Here is a 16,233-nt window from a genome sequence, read left to right as displayed (position 1 = left end):
ACCTACTCATCAATTGCTACACGCAATATTTCTTCTGTCGTTGTTAACCCTTGTTTAACTTTTAATAAGCCATCATCAATTAGGAAAATCATACGGTTTTTCGTTGCATATTCCCTAATATTTGAAACAGATTCATGATTCATGATCATTCGTTTCATCTTATCATCTATTGCAAGCAACTCATGGATCGCAAGACGTCCTTTATACCCTGTCATGTTACATGTTCCACACCCCTTACCACGAACGATCCGTTCAATTGTTATTCCACGTTTTCGAAAAATTTCATTTTCACTTTTGGACGGAGGAACTTCGGCTTTACAATCAATACAAACTTTCCGCACAAGTCGTTGTGAGATGACACCTGTTAGTGAACTTGCTACGAGAAATGGCTCAATTCCCATATCTATTAACCTAGTTAGTGTACTTATTGAATCATTCGTATGAATCGTGCTCAGTACTAAGTGACCTGTTAATGAGGCACGAATTGCAATTTCTGCTGTTTCTTGATCACGAATTTCCCCAACCATTATGATGTTTGGATCTTGACGTAAGATCGCACGCAAGCCTTTCGCAAAGGTCATTCCAATAGTTGTATTTACATGTACTTGATTTATCCCTTCTAACTGATACTCAACAGGATCTTCTACCGTAATAATGTTCACTTCTTCAGTATTCAAATAATTCAATGCTGCATACAACGTTGAAGACTTACCAGATCCAGTCGGCCCTGTGATTAAGACAATCCCTGTCGGACGTTCAATTAAATTTAAGAACCGTTTATAATTTAATTGATTGAACCCTATCTTTTTTACGTCATTCAATGCACTACCTAAATCTAATAAACGTAAAACGATTTTTTCTCCATACACTGTTGGCAATGTCGATACACGTATGTCAACATGGTGAAAGTCAACATGAATCTTAATGCGTCCATCTTGTGGAATTCTTGCCTCAGTTATGTCTAAATTAGCCATAATTTTAATACGTGCTGTTAGAACATTTTGTAAGTGTTTTGGTAAAATTCGTTCTGTCTTTAATACACCATCAACTCGATACCGTATTAATACCTGCGTTTCTTGTGGGTCAATATGAATATCACTTGCACGTTGCTGTGAAGCGTTTTGCAATATTTGATTAACAAGTTTTACAACAGGGGAATCATCTTCTGTTATCCCTTCCTCTTCTACTTCTCCTTCTTCAGTTTTGTCATATGTCGACATGATTTCTTTCATCGATTCATCAATTTCATAATACTTAGTAATGGCTCTTAAAATATCATCCTTCGTTGCAATAGCTGTTTCAATCTGGAAGCCTGTTGAAAGACGTAAATCATCAATGGAATAAAAATCCATCGGATCAGCCATTGCTACATATAATTTTTCTCCTTCTTTTTTCAAAGGTACAATCAAATTTCGCTTAGCAAAGCTTTTCGGAACAAGATTTGTTAAGTTCGGATCGAAAGGATAACGATAAAGGCTAACATGCGGAATGCCTAATTGAAACTCCAATACTTCCACTAATTGTTGTTCGGTAATAAAACCCATTTGTAACAAAACGTCACCGAGCTTTTGTCCTTCACTCTTTTCTTGTAATGCCTGTTGTAATTGCTCTTCGGAAATAATATTTGCACCTATTAATAAGTCTCCTAATCGCTTACGTGTTTGCATCTTATATCACCCAACTTATTGTCCTTTTGTAACAACATCTTCCCCCCAGAACTCATCAACATTATTTTTTATAGCTTGAGAACGTGAAGTAGAATGTGTATTCGATTGTTCGATTGCACTTTCTTTAAGACCTTTTTGACTATTTGATAATTGTGTACTTTTTAAGCTATAAACCTCAATTTTATGAATAGGTGGATAGAAGTCTTCTGAAATATTTATTCGTTCAACATCTCCACGTACATTTACCGATTCTCTTAATACCTTCACATAGCGAGCAGGCTGACCTTCTCGCTCAGTCTTTTTCCCACCAATTGAAATAAGAGGTGAGAATTGAATAATTGTCTTATACGGATATGTCGCTTCATCGTCTTGAACCACTTTGTAATCTACAGGTGATGGTGGGCCCTTTAACTCAGCTATTAATGTCGTACCTTGTATAATAAACTGAATATTCAAATCGTAACCTTCGCGGTTATGCAACATTAACTCCATCTCTCCTGGAATGACCTTCGCTTCTTTCCCAAGCTCGCTGTATGCAGGTAATTCACGAGAAATATGTCGCTCTACTATATCGATTGTACTTGGCAAAATTGCCTCATATATAGCTGTTGCAATGATACTCATTGCATCTTTACGACTATCAGGTACATGATCGAGATTAACAGTTTCTAAGTTAAAAGCCTCTGTAAACGAAAATACACCATTAGCAGGAAGCGTAACTATATCTGTTTCCTTAATTAAATCTGAAACATAAAACTGATAACCTAAATCAAAGGTTACTTCTCCCCTTGATAAAACTACGTCAGTATTAGTTTGGTTAAGATAGTTTGCTAAATCAATCGCAGTATCGGGAACAATTAAATTCTGTGCAATTTGTAACAAGTCGCTTTCAAATTTTTGAATCTCTTCATTCGCTAATCCAAAGCTAGTATAATCAATTACTCTTGCTAATTTCGCCTTATCTAACATAACTACATAGTGATTCACCTTCCCATCAGTAATTGATTGAACTGTTTCAAGAATGTCAAACTTATAAATGTCTAAAGGTAGTGATTCAGTAACACCCCAATGATTAACAGTAATATTGATGCTTTCCTGCCACTGAATGAGTTCATTAGTAACGATCTCTTTCACTTCTTCAATTCGTATCCCTTCTAAGTCAGCTGTTCCAAGTTTCGTCCCTTCAGAATAATTTTCTGTAGATTTAAAAACAGTTGTATTTATAAAATTACCTAAATAAGTGCCACTTAAAATAAATAAGGTAGAAAAGATAATGATTAGAATAAGTTTAATAGTTTGAATCCACTTCATTTCAAATACCTCTCTTAACGAAAACTAACCTTAGACCTATAAACAACCTAATTATGGTGTTTACATGAGTAATAATACTTATTAGTTAACTAACTCACATTTATATTCATGGTTAAATATTACCATAAAGTGGTTAATTAATTTGTTACAGTTTTGGAAACTTTCGACATATTACTGCTATTTAACACTATACTATTCAATTCAACTCACTCCATATCATCTAAAACTGACAAATTATCTGTATGTTAGTTTGTATTTTCGACATTAACAGTGACTATGCTATCTTCAATTTCAGAAATTAAATCCACATCTGATTGAACATTCATAGAATTAAATTCCCTCTCCTTATGTACCAACTGTTCTTCGGTATTAATATTCATTTCATCTCGTTTATACATTCTGTCCATATCTCCTATATGTTCAACTAATGAGTTTAAGTCATGATCATGTTCTTCAATATCTTCTTGTCCATATACTGTCCTTTCTCGACTTTTGAAGATTGCTAGAAGATCATCTGGCATGTTTTCACGTTCAACATCTTCACCTTGATCATGATCTTTATTATCGGTTGGAAAAGTTGAGTCAAATCGATCTGAATTATTCTTCTTTTCTACACTTACAAGCTCATTTAATGGATTTGACGACAATTGAATTTGTTCTGTAACTATAGCTTTGTGCTGTTCTTCGTTTTGTAAGCTTTCTATTTGGTTATCAACCGCTTTTTGTCTAATTTCTTTACTTGATTGCGGAGAGTTCACATATACATTTGAATTACTTGATTTATTCATTTCAATGTCTTCCCGATCTGAATTCTGAACTTGATCCATATCCTCTTCTATATTTTTCAAATATAATTCACTTTTTTCCAGTTTGTAGACTTTGTTTTGTAATACAATACTAGCTAGAACAGTAACAAGTAAGAACATTCCAAGCACTAACCAAAGTGAATAATACTTCGTTGCATAGAGAGAACCTAATGCAGCAAATAAGGAAAAGATAATGATAATTATTTTACCTTTCGAATGGATGCTAGTTCTTCCTACAGTTAACAACGGAAATACTAGTAAAGAAAAACTAAGAGCAAATATAATTTCCCACATCATTTACAACACTTCCTTTCCAGTAAATTATTAACAATACAATGATTTTACATTAAATTACACATATTGTTATTTCGTAATTTCGTAGATATTAAGAACTTTACTTCATTCACTAAGGTGGTTGTTATGAAAAGAATTTTGAGTCAAAATAAGGGATTTACTCTTGTTGAAGTTCTTGTCGCTATCCTATTGTTAACTATCATCCTCACTTCAACGATGGCATTCTTTAACCAAGCATATTCCTATACGAAGCAAAATCAGAATAAGACAGTAGCAATTAACGTAGCCCGCAGTGTTAATTTCTTTATGGAAAGACAGAACATTAATGAACTTAGTAAAAAATCTATACAATATGTGGGGGTTGAGAATAGTGGAGGTTATACATTAATAGATAGCACTATAACTCCTAGCAGAATGATTACAATTAACAACATTCCTTATAACGTGATAGTTGATGTGGGGGACGACACTGATCCAAATGATGGCGTTCTCGTTATCCCTTATACAATCACAGTGCAAATAAATGGAAACACAATTACTAGCTTAGATGGGAGGGTTGTTGATGAAGAAATACGCAGATAAACTCCGTTCTCAACATGGCTTAACATTAGTGGAATTATTACTTACAATTACGATTTTCACGATGATTCTAGGAATGGTCTATGGTGTTCTAATCACTGGCATGGAAGCTTATAGAAAAATTGCAATTGAAGGAAATTTGCGTGATCAAGCTGATTATGTCGTGGCAATGATTATGGAAGAAATCTACGAAACTCCTATCGATCATATTGAGGATTGTGGAACTTCAACTAATAATAATTGCGTGAAAATTATTAACCGTGAATATGCTAAAGCAGATATCATAGATACTTATTCAATTGTTGATCAAAATTATCTTAAAGATAACAAAGAAGAGAAAATAATTAAATTTGAAGGTAATGATTCAGTAATCATTGATCAAGATACTATTCACACTGAAGGGGTCGAATTCACTGACTCTACGATAGAGATTATATGTGAAGAAAGACAACGCATTTTTAATAGTTCAAGTGGTCCTGTGGTAGACAGCATATGTACTAATGCTTTAATAACGATAAATTTAAACATAAATAACGGAATTGATGAAGATTCATTTTTTTACACATCCTTGACACTTAAAAGTCGATTTAGTTATTGAGGAAGGAGTATAGATGAAAAACGAACATGGCTCAACGTTATTATTAGTTATGTTAACTTCCCTTATCTTCATTGTTTTAGGATTAGCGATAATCTCTGCTAGCATCGGAGGTTCAACACGAACAGAAATTAGAGAGTTAGAAGTTAATACAACAGAACAAAGCAAAGATGTATTGGAGGATATACTAATACAAATCAAACAAAACATTGCTAGTGAAAATTTCATTCCTAATATGATGGAATTAGAGCTGCCTCCTCCAAACTATGACGATAATCTCAAAGATCAATTTAACGACATAATTGATAATGCGCAACGAAATAACTCTAATATAATTGACATCGTTTTAGAGGACATTACAAGTAATACTTTTAGTAACCTCTCCCATCAAGAAATCGAAAAAACCTTTACTAGAGTATATACCATTACGATCGAAACGCAAGGAAGCGAAACGAACAAACCTGAAATTACACGGAGATTAATCCAAAAAATCATTTTAACTCCTACACCTAGCTTTTTACAATATAGCCTTGGAAGTTCCTCAACCTTACAGTTAAATGGATCTCTTGATATTATCGGAAATGTATATGCAGAACAAATAAATATAGATGAAAAAGCAAAATTCACCGTAAATGATGTAAATGGAGAAACAGATAAAACTTACGGCACATCGATATATGGTACTTTATTCACAAATAATATGACTAAAAAAGATGTAAATAATTTCTATAAAGGAATTTATAAAACTAACAATGGCAAAGAAATTAATGGGCGACCTATTATAAAGCCAACAGGTACATTTATAGATATGAACTTTGATGAAACGTACAAAAGTAAATTAAAAGCAGCCATAGAACTAGAGAATCTCAGTAATCACAATAATAGGGTAGATTTATTAAACAAAATAGTAGATACATGTTCAGGAAATACAGATTTTAAAACTATTCTTATGCTAGGTGAGTTTGATGCAAATGACATTGGAATACATACAGAACGACCAGAGAGAGTCAACTTTCCCACAGATGAAGAATTTATTGAAGCTCTAAATCAATGGCTAAAGCCTTATAATGACCTTGAACAAATGACATCCCCTGCCATTAATTGTGGCGAATTCTTTATAGTGGAAACAGATTTCTATCGATATAAAGCAGATTGGAATGGAGACATGTTATCAAAAAATATTTACCTGATTGATATCGAAAGCTCCAATAATTCAATTACAGGACTTAACGCTAACTCAACCTTCATATTAAAACATGATATATCTATTGGTGATAATTGGATTGTTGCTGATGGCAATTTAACGATCGATGCTACGAATCAAAATGACATTATTGGGAATTTATTAGTTGAAGGGGATCTTCTGATTGCTGGAAATGACGATATAAAAATTAAAGATACTGTCTCATTTGATACGACTGCTTACGTAAAAAAAGAATCAAAAATCAATAATGTAACGATTAGCGGAGTAAATGATAAACAACTAGTTCTAATTTCTAATGGTGACCTAAACATTACACGTATTAATGAATTTCATGATGTAAATTCTGAAACTAAACTAAATAAGCGCATTAATAATACTACTAATCTTAAAGGCTTTTTCTATACTGAAAAATCAGCTACATTATATGGAGTAGGTTCTAAGTTCGATGTAAATGGTGGAGTCTTTGCAAAAGGAAACCTAACAGTTAATGCTATAAGAGGTAATATAACTAAACCCAATCTTTTATTCAATTATGATGAAAAAGAAGCTCCTTCTCGTTTTTATGTTCAACATGACTCTTCTGTCATCATTGACCAACTAGACGCTTTACCGAGAGTAAATCAATTACACTTAATTGTAGATGAGCTTATTATTAAGTAACAAAAACAAGGCTGCTTCAAAAGGTCCAATCATGTACCTTTTGAAGCAGCCTCTATTTCGCTTTACCATTTGTTATTTTCTGGTGTATCCGGTGTATCCGGTGTATCCGGTGTATCCGGTGTATCCGGTGTATCCGGTGTATCCGGTGTATCAATATTGTTATTAGTAATGATAGTCGCATTCCATATATTCTTATCTTCACTTGAAATTACTTTCAGTATCGTTTTACCTTCATCTCTTCTAGTAACGGATACTTCACCAATTTTCTTTTCATTTACAGCGATATCTATGTTATTATTTGACTTCTCCCATTCCACTCCAATTAGAAACGCATCAGATGGATAAGGTGAAGCTGTTAGAATGACTGTTTCACCTATATTAAGATTATGTTCGGGCTCTATTTTAATTTTTTTAAGTCCACTTTGAATGTCTACTATTGCTGTATCCGAATATAGGTCATTTCCATTTACTTGTAACGTTGCCTGAATAGTTACCATACCTACCTTAGGAGTTACATGATTATATTGAATTACTCCTTCGCTTGATAATATCGCCATATCAAGGTCTTCTGATGTTATTTCCCATGATACGTTATCAAGATCCGAAGTAATTTCATTAATAAGATGGTCTTTTAAGTTTTTTGGATGAATTCCAATAACTTCATAGCTGTCCGCATCGAAGGAAAATGGATTCAAATAACCTTTTGAACCATCTTTATATGTTACCTCAATTACTTTCGAGTCGTCTGTTGAATAGTTCATTGACTTGATGTTGATCCCCTTAATTAAATCTCCCTTTTGAGATTTTGCATAGACCTCCATCACATCTGTGTCATCGTATTTCAATGAAATGCGACCTTCAAAATCACCTATATATTTCAAGTTATCTGTACGGTTTGATTCTAATAGTACCGTCATATTAATTTTGTCATCAGGTGGAGTTACTGTTTCTTCTTGTTCCTGTGTACTATTATTACTGTCCCTATAAATTACTTTCGCTTCTGGAAGTTTGACGTCCTTTACTGCCCAATTAACTTTGAAGTTTACTTCTTGTTGTAAAACATGAGGTATAGTAGTTGGTTGTTCAATATCGGGATTATCGTTTGCACGCATTTGTGTTAATTTGACTGGTTGCACAGAATACTCAGCTTTAAAACTATCATTTTCTTTTAATGATAAGTATTCTTCGGTGCCGTCATTGAATGTCAGTTTATAATTATTTTCTTTGTCAAAGTTACTATTTGTAACAATTTGAAGCTCCCATTTTCCATTAGTTGATTCCAAAACATTTACTTCAGCAAACCCTTTAAAAGAATTGATATTTGGGTTCGAACTTGTAAGATCTAATTTTAGTTCTTCATTTTTATTTCCTGACACACCATTATCATAATCATAATTTTCAAAAGGTATTTCTAAATACTTTTGACCGTTTTCTTCTTTCTCTTTTATCGAACTTGTTGGATCTGAACTCCATGCAACTCCTTCTGGTAATGGTTGCTCAATAACAATATTTCTTAACTCTCCTGAAGCATTTCCTCCAACAAGTGAAAAATCATATTTCACTGTAAATTCATTATTCAAATGTTCAGTTCCTTGTTTATCAACTGTTTTATATAGATTAGAGGCTAACTCTGGATTAACAATTTCCGCTTTACCTTCAAGCTTCGGTATTGTTAGATCTACAACAGATATAGAAACTGGATCCAATTGCTTTGGCGTAATTTGATTACCTTCTAAGTCTTTATACACAAGCTTCATATCATCAAACGTATACTCACCAGCTTTGCTAAATGTGAGCGGTAAGCTTCTCAACTTATCTTCCAACGCTAATACTGGTGTACCCGCCCCTACTTCGTAAGGCACATCACTTAAGTTAATAATTGTGTAACCTTCATCATCCTTTGTTACATTGGCATCTGCCTGTAAGCCAACGTTATCTGGAATCTTAATCTTTAATTGAACTTCACTCATTTGTAATTTATCAATTGTTTCACTAAACTCAGTGAAAATTTCACTCAAATCATCTGCTGTAGCTTTTTTAGCTTCTGCCCCAGTAATATTTGATAATTCAGTGAGAAATTCCATATCTATATCATTTCTTTGTCCAAATCCAATTGAATACAGCTTAATATTATTTCTTGCCATCTCCTCAGCTTGTTTTTTTGCATGATTTCTAATTTGGTTTTTTACATAATCAGTTTTATCTACAGTAGAAGGAGGACTGATATTTACTTTAGAACCATCACTATTATTGTAAAAAATACTTCCAATTTCTTTTCCTGTAGTTAATGTTCCTAATTCGTAGTGTATAATACGTCCAGACTCTTCTATTTCTTTTGAAATAGTCGGCATTCCATCCGTAAGAAAAATGACATTTTTATTAACAGACGTGTTCTCCAACAACTGATTTGCCTTACTTAGAGCTTGTGTGTAATTTGTCCCGCCACCAACGCTCATATAAGCAGCACTAGAACGACCGTGCAACGTTTGAATTTTTCTTAAATTCACAAAATCTAAAAAGCTTCCTTCTCTCCACTCCCCATTATAGAAGCCAACATCATCTGAAAAGGGAACTAATGCAAATCGATCCTCTTCAAGACCATTATCTTTGAAATAATTAATTGCATGCTGTAAAGCAACTCTCGCAGAAGTAATTTTCTTGATGCTTCCTCCACCAGCTTTATATATTTCTCCACCCATAGAACCTGACAGATCAAATACAAACACCACTTCAATTGGTTGACGGATCCCTGAAGTGATTTCCCCTCTAGGAACAAGCTCGAAATCTAAACTAGCTTCTGCTGGTCCTCCAACTGGTTTAATAACCGAAGACTGAGAAGGAGATACGATTACATCTAACTGAGGCTCAATCTGCTCTGCATTACCAGACATACCTATTGAAAAAAATAATCCGACAACTAATATGATTGCTAAAGATACATTAATCGCTTTTTGAAACCATCCCCATTGAATCATTAACAATCCCCCTAATAATATTAGTATCGATAACCTACAATATTGAAGAAGATGCGTAGGTTATCACATGTGAACTAGTCTATTCCTCACGTTTTTTTAATAAACAAAACGGAAGATTCACGTTTTCACACTACTATCATACCAAATAGAGGTAATTCAACTGTTCTAAAGACTAATATTTAACAAAACAGCCATATTATGTTCTGTATAATTCTTTTCTTACATCAGAAATAAAATACAACGATCCAGTCACTAACACGACATCTTCAGTACCAATACGAGCAACCACTTCTTGATAGGCTTCTGACCAATGTGCAAATGCTTGCTTCTCTTTTACTTTTGATAGCTCAATTAAATCTGTACTTGCCGCTGCTCTAGGGAAATCAAAGTCTACAAATGAAATTGTATCTGCAAATGAATCTAATAATGATACCATTTCTGAAAGCTTCTTATCTTTCATCGCTGCGAAAATAATATGTACGTTGTGTTCCTTATAGTGACGCTCTACAGTATTTTTAAGTGCTTGTATGCCTTCTGGATTATGTGCACCGTCTAATATGGTCAGTGGTTTTTCTTTCACAACTTCAAATCGCCCTGGCCAACTTGTTTTCTTCAAACCTGTTCGTATATCTTGTTCATCAACGATAAGTGAATAGAAACGTTTCATATAATCAACTGCCATCAATGCAAGTGATGCATTACGGACTTGATGAGGACCCTTCATACTTATTTCAATGTTTTCTAAAGTTACAAACGGTGATTGAAACGTAAATGTTTCACCATTCTTTACATTATCACTCTCTATTATTTGAAACTCTCTACCTAATTGATACAACTTCGTTTGCTGTTCATTCACCTTCGCTTCAATAACTGCAAGTGCTTCTTGTTGTGCAACTGCTGCTATAACTGGTACTCCTGACTTGATGATTCCCGCCTTTTCACTTGCAATTTCTTCAATTGTTTCACCTAGAATATCCATATGATCGTATCCAATATTCGTTATAATTGAGAGCATAGGATGAATAACATTTGTTGAATCTAGACGCCCTCCAAGACCTGTTTCGAAAAGAACGATATCTGGGTAAGCAATACGAGCAAAATATTGAATGGAAATTACAGTTAATATTTCAAACTCTGTTGGTTTTCCTATTTCTTGATTATCATCTAAATTATCAACGATTGGTTTAACATCATTAACAACTTTCAATAGATGCTCATCTGAAATTGGTGTGCCATTCACACTAATTCGTTCATTGAATGATTCAATGTATGGTGACGTAAACGTTGCTGTTTCATGACCAGCCTCTTGAAACATATGTCGAAGATAACTAACAACAGACCCTTTACCATTCGTTCCCGCAATATGAATCATTTTCAAACGTCGTTCTGGATTTCCTAATTGTTCAAGCATCTCTTTCATTCGTTTTAAACCAGGTTTAATTCCGAAACGCTCTCTACTATGTAACCAATTTATTGCTTCATCTACCGTTGTAAACATTCGTTCTCCTCCTACATATACTTAGTCATTTTAGAGGATGTTCCAAAAGTCCGGGAAAAATGACTGTCAAATAACTGCGTTGTCTTGATTTTCTGCGCCTCATATACCCTACAAACGTACACTCTGGTGCTCAAATCTTCGCCGCCTTGTTTTCTCCGTCCTTCTTGTCCTCCTTTTTGAACAGGCTCTTTTATTCACTTACTATCATATTTGGAAAAAGCGAATCCGCTTCGGATTCGCTTTTTCTATATGCATTAACCTTTCAACTCTACGATACGTGCTTGAACCTTTTCACGTTTTTCTACGTAATCTTTTTCTTTCGCACGTTCTTCTTCAACGACGTGTGCAGGTGCTTTACCAACAAACTTCTCGTTATTTAACTTCTTCTGTACACGGTCTACTTCTTTGTTGAGCTTCTCTAATTCCTTATTAAGACGTGCTATTTCTTCATCGATGTTGATTAAACCTTCTAGAGGTAAGTACAAGTCTGCACCAGTAACAACAGCTGTCATTGCTTTTTCTGGAGCTTCAAGATCCGTTGCAAGTTTCAACTCACTCGGATTACAGAAACGTTCTAAATAGCTTCTATTTTTCTCAAGCTTGCTTAACGTATCTTCATCCTTCGCTTGAATAAATAGTTTAATTTGCTTACTCATAGGTGTGTTCACTTCAGCTCGGATATTACGAACTGAGCGGATAATATCAACGAGTAAACGCATTTCTTCTGCTGCATCACTATCTGTTAAGTCAGTGCGTACTTCTGGCCATTTTGCAATTGTGATTGATTTACCTTTCGTTGGAAGGTGTTGCCAAATTTCCTCCGTAATAAATGGCATGAATGGGTGTAAGAGACGCATCGTATTGTCTAACACATATGCAAGTACAGAACGAGTCGTTTTCTTAACCGCTTCATCTTCACCGTATAACGGGAGTTTCGCCATTTCGATATACCAGTCACATACGTCATCCCAAATAAAGTTGTATAACTGACGACCTGCTTCACCGAATTCATATTTGTCAACATTCGTCGTAACAGCTTCAATCGTTTCATTTAAGCGTGTTAAAATCCACTTGTCTGCTACTGATTTTTCACCCGACAAATCTAATTCTTCATAGGTGATACCGTCCATATTCATCAATGCAAAACGTGATGCGTTCCAAATCTTATTAGCAAAGTTCCACGTGGATTCGACTTTCTCCCACATGAAGCGTAAATCTTGGCCTGGTGTACTGCCTGTTGCTAAGAAATAACGAAGCGAATCTGCACCATATTTCTCAATAACATCCATCGGGTCTACTCCATTACCTAATGACTTACTCATCTTACGCCCTTCTGCATCACGTACAAGACCGTGTATTAAAACATCTTCAAATGGACGTTCCCCAGTAAATTCTAATCCTTGGAATATCATTCGAGAAACCCAGAAGAAGATAATATCGTAACCCGTTACAAGTGCTGCAGTTGGATAGTAACGTTTAAAATCGTTAGCATCTTCATCAGGCCAACCCATCGTTGAGAACGGCCAGAGTGCACTCGAGAACCACGTATCTAACACATCTTCATCTTGTTTCCAATTTTCAATATCTGCTGGTGCTTCGTTTCCTACGTACACTTCACCAGTTTCTTTGTGATACCAAGCTGGGATACGGTGTCCCCACCATAACTGTCTAGAAATACACCAATCACGAATATTTTCCATCCAACGAAGATACGTTTTCTCAAAACGATCAGGTACGAAATTCACTTTTCCTTCTGATTGTTGAAGTTTGATTGCTTCATCTGCCAAAGGTTGCATTTTAACGAACCATTGCGTCGAAAGATATGGTTCAACTACTGCTCCGCTTCGTTCTGAATGACCGACAGAATGCATATGTTCTTCAATTTTGAATAAAATGCCTTCTTCTTGTAGGTCTTTCACAAGTTGCTTGCGGCATTCAAAGCGATCCATACCTTCATACTTACCAGCCTTAGCATTCATCGTTCCATCTTCATTCATGACAAGAATACGTTCAAGGTTATGGCGATTACCAATTTCAAAGTCATTCGGGTCATGTGCAGGTGTAATTTTTACCGCACCTGAACCAAAGTCCATATCAACATAATCATCTGCTACAATCGGGATTTCACGACCAGTAATCGGTAATTTAACAGTCTTACCAATCAAGTCTTTATAACGTTCATCTTCAGGATGGACAGCAACTGCTGTATCTCCTAACATCGTCTCAGGTCGAGTTGTTGCGATTTCAATCGAGCCACTACCATCAGCTAACGGATAACGCATATGATAGAAGTTCCCTTGAACATCCTTATAAATTACTTCGATATCGGACAGAGCCGTCTTAGTTGCTGGATCCCAGTTGATAATATATTCTCCACGATAGATTAGTCCTTTTTCATAAAGCTTTACAAACACTTCGTTAACAGCTTTTGAAAGGCCTTCATCCATTGTGAAACGCTCACGTGAATAATCTAATCCAAGCCCTACTTTAGACCATTGCTTTCGGATAAAGTCAGCATATTCTTCCTTCCATGCCCATACTTGCTCTAAAAACTTCTCACGACCGAGGTCATAACGTGACTTACCTTCTTCACGTAACTTCGCTTCTACCTTCGCTTGTGTTGCGATACCAGCATGGTCCATACCTGGAAGCCATAACACATCATAACCTTGCATTCGTTTAATACGTGTTAACATGTCTTGAAGTGTAGTATCCCACGCATGTCCTAAATGTAACTTACCTGTTACGTTTGGCGGTGGAATGACGATTGTGTATGGTTGCTTGCGCTCATCATTCTTCGCTTCAAAAAATTTCCCATCTATCCAATAGTCATACCACTTACTTTCTACTCCTTGTGGATCATACTTTGTTGGTAAATTTACTTCTTGATTACTCATTGTTCTCCTCCAATCAAATTATCACAAGATCAAAAAAACTCCTCCCATCCAAAAAGGACGAAAGAAGTTATAATTCCGCGTTACCACCTTTAATTCATAGTAGCTAGACTGCTACTATGCTCTCAGTTCGATAACGGTGTTTAACCGGCTTTTCCTACTTTGATTTTACAGTTCAAAAAAGCTGCTTCAGGGTGACCTTCCACTCAAAATAATTCCTTAAAGAAGCTCTCAGCTAATGCTTCCTCTCTCTGAAAAGGCTCTTAAGTGTACTCTTCCCTATCAACGCATTTACATATCTAACATTATTCTACATAAGTTTTCAATGAATCGTCAATAAGTTTTACCATTTTTCAAGCCGTTTAAACATGGAATAAACATTTAATTTTCTTGTGCACACTTAAGCCCATCTTTTCATATAGTATTTTATTATTAAGTGCCTAAGTGTTTGAAAAAAGGAGTGAACCATATGAGTCAATTTTATCGCTATCGCATGCCACCTTGGTTACGCAAATGTTTAGTGATCACCGAACAAATTATCTTGCCTCTAGCTGCGTTTCAATTGTTACGCACCTTATTCTTCCCGACAACATTTGACATCATTTTATCTGGTTTTCTCATCTTTTTGTTCGTTGCATTTACTGTGAAGTGGATTTAGATGTATTCATAACTGGTTTATCGAACGTCTCGTAGACAACATGGGAAATGTTTTGAGTAAGACCAATTGTTCGCTGCAAACGCTTCACATGTTTCAGTTCATTTCTTGTTGTTTGATTTTGGTAATCGGTTATAGCATCAGTAATTGAAATGTTATTTAATAGAAGCCAGCTTAACAATAGCTTTTCATCTTCAGCCAATGGAAATATTCGTTGATAAGCTTGCAAACCAGTGAATATCGCTTTTCTACTATCTGGAAATTGATAAACATGCTGATTAACTAAATACTCAAGGTCAAAAACCGCTGGAGCGATATAGGAGTGTTCAAAATTAATAAAGTAAGATTTATCATTATGATGATTCACGAGATTCTCCAGCTTAAGAGCACCATGACAAAGTGATACACGTTCTTTTTCCTTTCCAGCAACCTTTTCATGCCACAAATCTAACTTCTGTCGTGCAATGTCGTCTAGCTTCATCATTTCATTCGCATGTAAACAATAGTTTAACTCAAATGGGGACATATAGATTTGTTGTTCACAATAGTTAAGAAAATCTTCCATTAATTGCTTGCGATCGTCCATTTTATTTGTCCAAAAGTCATAAAATTGCTCATATCTCTCGTCCTCAATCTTATTTTCTTTTGAAGTTTGCTGATGAAGTTTAGCTGATAATTTAAATACCTCATGTAACTGATCACGTGCAGACCTTTCCTTTGCTTCTATCCACGGAGTTAAATAATAATAATTCACACCATCACTACTAAATAATTGATTTGAAATCGTCGGTACAATTGGTACTCCTATACGAAGTTGACGTTTCATAAATATCTGTGTTGCTTGAACTAATGAAGAGAGTGCTTGTCCCCCACCCTTCACTTTCTTTAAAGCGTATATCCCCCCCCAAGTAAATAGTTTATATAAAGCACCATTCTCTTCAACATAATGCGGTTGAACTTGATATTGATCCATTATTGTTTGAAGATGCTCCACTTGCACTTTCACCTCTATTCATGTAGAAAAGCCCCTATCAACCAGATGCTCGCTGATATGGGCTTTGTCCTTATTTCAAAAAGTTTGAACAAATTAATGAT

General features: G+C 35.1%; 11 protein-coding genes and 1 other annotated feature. Of the genes, 4 read left to right on the top strand and 7 right to left on the bottom strand.

The window, feature by feature from the left end:
- Window positions 1-2: 2 nt before the first annotated feature.
- The 3 genes from BFG57_RS15810 to BFG57_RS15800 all read right to left on the bottom strand — a co-directional run bounded on the left by BFG57_RS15810 (window position 3) and on the right by BFG57_RS15800 (window position 4,081).
- Window positions 3-1,667: a GspE/PulE family protein gene (locus BFG57_RS15810; RefSeq protein ID WP_069718459.1), complete on the bottom strand. Its 1,665-nt coding sequence runs from the start codon at window positions 1,665-1,667 to the stop codon at window positions 3-5.
- 15 nt (window positions 1,668-1,682) lie between these two features.
- Window positions 1,683-2,978 (bottom strand): VanW family protein, encoded by a 1,296-nt coding sequence (locus tag BFG57_RS15805; RefSeq protein ID WP_069718458.1) that lies wholly within the window; start codon window positions 2,976-2,978, stop codon window positions 1,683-1,685.
- Window positions 2,979-3,223: 245 nt separating this feature from the next.
- On the bottom strand, window positions 3,224-4,081 hold the full coding sequence (locus tag BFG57_RS15800) for a hypothetical protein (protein ID WP_069718457.1): 858 nt from the start codon (window positions 4,079-4,081) through the stop codon (window positions 3,224-3,226).
- A gap of 123 nt (window positions 4,082-4,204) precedes the next feature.
- On the opposite strand from BFG57_RS15800, the gene BFG57_RS15795 reads away from it, so the two are divergent.
- Genes BFG57_RS15795 through BFG57_RS15785 form a run of 3 tightly spaced genes read left to right on the top strand, consistent with a single transcriptional unit; the run spans window position 4,205 to window position 7,116 of the window.
- Entirely contained in the window at window positions 4,205-4,660 is a 456-nt protein-coding gene (locus tag BFG57_RS15795) for a prepilin-type N-terminal cleavage/methylation domain-containing protein (protein ID WP_069718456.1), read from the top strand.
- Complete coding sequence (locus tag BFG57_RS15790; RefSeq protein WP_069718455.1) at window positions 4,641-5,255, top strand: PilW family protein; 615 nt, start codon at window positions 4,641-4,643, stop codon at window positions 5,253-5,255. The genes BFG57_RS15795 and BFG57_RS15790 overlap by 20 nt, the downstream gene beginning before the upstream one ends.
- A gap of 13 nt (window positions 5,256-5,268) precedes the next feature.
- Window positions 5,269-7,116 carry a hypothetical protein gene (locus BFG57_RS15785; protein WP_069718454.1) on the top strand — a complete coding sequence of 616 codons (1,848 nt, stop codon included), beginning with the start codon at window positions 5,269-5,271 and terminating at the stop codon, window positions 7,114-7,116.
- A gap of 62 nt (window positions 7,117-7,178) precedes the next feature.
- On the opposite strand, the gene BFG57_RS15780 is transcribed toward BFG57_RS15785, so the two are convergent.
- From BFG57_RS15780 to BFG57_RS15770, 3 genes are all read right to left on the bottom strand, one after another.
- Window positions 7,179-10,091, bottom strand: a complete 2,913-nt coding sequence (locus tag BFG57_RS15780) for a vWA domain-containing protein (RefSeq protein WP_069718453.1) — start codon at window positions 10,089-10,091, stop codon at window positions 7,179-7,181.
- A 196-nt stretch (window positions 10,092-10,287) separates the two neighbouring features.
- The gene (locus BFG57_RS15775) at window positions 10,288-11,589 is read right to left on the bottom strand and encodes a bifunctional folylpolyglutamate synthase/dihydrofolate synthase (RefSeq protein WP_069718452.1); all 1,302 of its coding nucleotides are present in this window, start codon (window positions 11,587-11,589) and stop codon (window positions 10,288-10,290) included.
- 254 nt (window positions 11,590-11,843) lie between these two features.
- Window positions 11,844-14,486 carry a valine--tRNA ligase gene (locus BFG57_RS15770; protein ID WP_069718451.1) on the bottom strand — a complete coding sequence of 881 codons (2,643 nt, stop codon included), beginning with the start codon at window positions 14,484-14,486 and terminating at the stop codon, window positions 11,844-11,846.
- 50 nt (window positions 14,487-14,536) lie between these two features.
- Window positions 14,537-14,778 (bottom strand) — a binding site (T-box leader).
- A 174-nt stretch (window positions 14,779-14,952) separates the two neighbouring features.
- On the opposite strand from BFG57_RS15770, the gene BFG57_RS15765 reads away from it, so the two are divergent.
- Window positions 14,953-15,141: a hypothetical protein gene (locus BFG57_RS15765; RefSeq protein ID WP_069718450.1), complete on the top strand. Its 189-nt coding sequence runs from the start codon at window positions 14,953-14,955 to the stop codon at window positions 15,139-15,141.
- Here BFG57_RS15765 and BFG57_RS15760 read toward each other — a convergent pair.
- Window positions 15,122-16,132 carry a phosphotransferase gene (locus BFG57_RS15760; protein ID WP_069718449.1) on the bottom strand — a complete coding sequence of 337 codons (1,011 nt, stop codon included), beginning with the start codon at window positions 16,130-16,132 and terminating at the stop codon, window positions 15,122-15,124. The two genes, BFG57_RS15765 and BFG57_RS15760, sit on opposite strands and share 20 nt — an antisense overlap.
- Window positions 16,133-16,233 lie beyond the last annotated feature (101 nt).

The organism is Bacillus solimangrovi, from assembly GCF_001742425.1.
Classification (GTDB): Bacteria; Bacillota; Bacilli; order Bacillales; family Bacillaceae_N; genus Bacillus_AV; species Bacillus_AV solimangrovi.
The sequence above is the reverse complement of the archived record's forward strand: the minus strand, read 5'-3'. Positions and strand labels throughout refer to the sequence as shown.